The 2,633-nt window shown below is 52.0% G+C and carries 2 protein-coding genes; both read right to left on the minus strand.

All coding sequences use genetic code 11. The annotated features are described in order from the left end of the window. Window positions 1–1,493, minus strand: a 1,493-nt coding sequence (locus WG8_RS19055) for a glycosyltransferase family 4 protein (RefSeq protein ID WP_007431862.1), incomplete at its 3' end; no start/stop codon positions are given. Window positions 1,494–1,553: 60 nt separating this feature from the next. Beyond that, window positions 1,554–2,633 (minus strand): CgeB family protein (locus WG8_RS19060; protein ID WP_007431863.1); only part of this gene is annotated, 1,080 nt, incomplete at its 5' end.

A 2,633-nucleotide genomic window follows, 5' to 3' on the forward strand; every position in this document is an offset into this window, starting at 1 on the left:
TTCCTGCCACTGCTACGCTTACGGCTCCTGCGATTACGCAGTCTGCTATGCCTGCGGCCCTTCGGCCATCTTGCACGCATGCTGCGCTTGCTGCGGCGCGGTTCTGGCTGTGACTCAGGCAAAGGAGGAGCTGGTTGCGGCAAGCCTTGAATAGCCGCATATTCGATTGGCGGCAGCCCCAGCACAGGCAGCTGACAAATCACCGATTCGGGAAATTCTCGAATTGTGCTGGTAAATGCCTCGGGTATAGCGATGACCGGACGCAGCCCTTCGCCTTCCCTCGTCCATACAGGTCCACCCGGCTGCTGAATCAGCGGAAACCAATGTGGATGATGACACACCCATTGACTAACCATGAGATGCAAGTTGCCTCGATAGGAATCGGGTCCGTAAACACGCGTGGCCGCGCTGTTATTACGTATCCCAATTCGTTCTATTTCTTCGGGATGATCGAGCAGATAGCCCACTTTTTGCGCGAGCATGTCGCTGTTCCCCGGCTCCACCAAAAAATCCGTATTTCTGGTCGCCTCCATCAATTCGACCAATCCGCCCTGCGCAAAGGCTACAACAGGCTTGCCGTAAACCAACCCTTCCAGTGCCGTCAGACCAAAGCCTTCCTCCACCATACTGGGAATTACAACAATATCCATCGCGCTATAGGCAGTCGACACAGACGCCTCGAATGAGTTGAACTGAAAGCGGCGACTATAACGAGATTGGCGGATTAACGTGACACATTCTACGTAATATTCCGAATCCACCGGGCTGCCAATAATCCAGAAACGACAGCGCGAATGGGTTTCGCACAGCTTTAGGGCCATCTGGACAAAAGGCAGCAACCCCTTGGCTTTGTTGATAAAGGAAGAAATATAACCAATGCAAATATGAAAATCCCGCAGCCCCAGCTTCTCACGTTTTCTTTTACGTTCTAGTGCATGCTCCTTGGGAGGCGGCATATCCATATCCCGGCAAGGTGACAACGCCGTATGCGGGCGTGCCAGCCCCCCGCCATGCAGAGGGCGCATAACGGCTTGTGAAATGCCGATGACCCATTGACTGTAACGCTCAATGATGGAGACAGAAACTGGCGTATGCTCATTCTGGTTAATAACCTCGGTTATTTTCCAGATGACCGGAATATTCAGCTCTTGGGCAGCCATTGCAGGCATAACGTTCACACAGGTATTGACCAGCACCACATCAGGGCGAGCTTGCTGCAGCATTTGGAGCAACGGTGCATACGCAACATGGTTCCGCAAATTCTCCGCATCCTGCGCCAATCCCTCATACGGGGTATACATGCCGTGCAGCATAAACAGGTTCTGAATCTGAACAGTGATCCCGCGCTTGCGGGCAATCGAGGTCAGCCGCCCTTCACCAGGCGTTACCAGAATGCAGTCGAAGTACGTACGAATACCCAAACAAAATTGCAATAGCAGTTTCTCGGCTCCCGTAATATTACGGACGTTGCTGACATGGCTGAATAGCATCATCTTCGGCTTGATTGGAGTTCACCTCCTTTAAAATAGCAACCAGCAGATGTGCGAATGGTATTATGGAAATACAATCGACAGCAGCTGGTCTATCCGGTGACCATACGTGTGCTCCCGCAAGGTTCGTTCCAGCGCGCGCAGAGCAATTTCGCGGCGTTCCTTTTCATGTGTCAAATAAAACTCAATCTTCTCCAGCAATTCCTGCTGAGAGCTGTACGTCTCAATCTCTTCTCCCGGCTTGTAAAAACGGGCCAGATCATCCCTTGTATCGGTCAACTGCAAGGTGCAGCTGGCGCAAATTTCGAACGTACGCGGATTCGGGGAAACTCCCGGAATTTTCAGCACGTTGTTGTTCACCGAATCATCCTGATGGGAACGATGAAGATTAATCACGATTTTGCTGCCGTTATAAGAATCATTGGTTTCGACCGGGGACATCCAGCGGCCCAGCTCAATTTTGTCGCCATACAACTGATAATCAGGAAGACGATCCCACCAGATTCCATTGATTTTAGTGTTGCGTGCCATAAGCTGGGGCATAATCGGATTAAAGAAATAGATGCGATTCCAATAGGCCGAGCCGGTAAAGCCGATTTCACGTCTGATCGGAGCGGGCGAGCTGAGCGGAAAATAGTGAGTCGGAAATGCCCCGAAGGGCAAATAGTGTACAGATGAGCAGCCCAGCTGACGGTACAGCTCTAAACAATTCATTTCCAGTGTGAATACATGATCATAATTCGGAACAATTTTAGTCGTGGTATCAGTGTAATAAGGATCGTCTGTAAGCCAGATGGCGGTTGGGATGCCTAACTGGCGCACCGCAGCAACCTGCTCTACCGGAAGATCCATCCCATCCAGTGACAGCATCAGATTCGGACGGAGCTGAGCGGCAATATCTCCTACCGGCTGGCGCGGGTCCGATACGGTAACCTGAGCTGTCATGCCTTGCAGCGTGTTAATGACTGCCTCATCCAGCGGAGCATACGGAAGGCCTTTGCCCGAGACGACATACAGTACATGGATTTGTCGAAAAGGAAAAACGGATTGCGTCCGGGCAACAATGGCGTTGGCGCGTCCGCGCAGGTATCCTTCGTCGTAGCCGTCATGGAGCCCCGCGGCCCTCCCCTTTTCCCAAGAGGC

Origin of the sequence: Paenibacillus sp. Aloe-11 (assembly GCF_000245715.1) — a bacterium.
Lineage (GTDB): Bacteria > Bacillota > Bacilli > Paenibacillales > Paenibacillaceae > Paenibacillus > Paenibacillus kribbensis.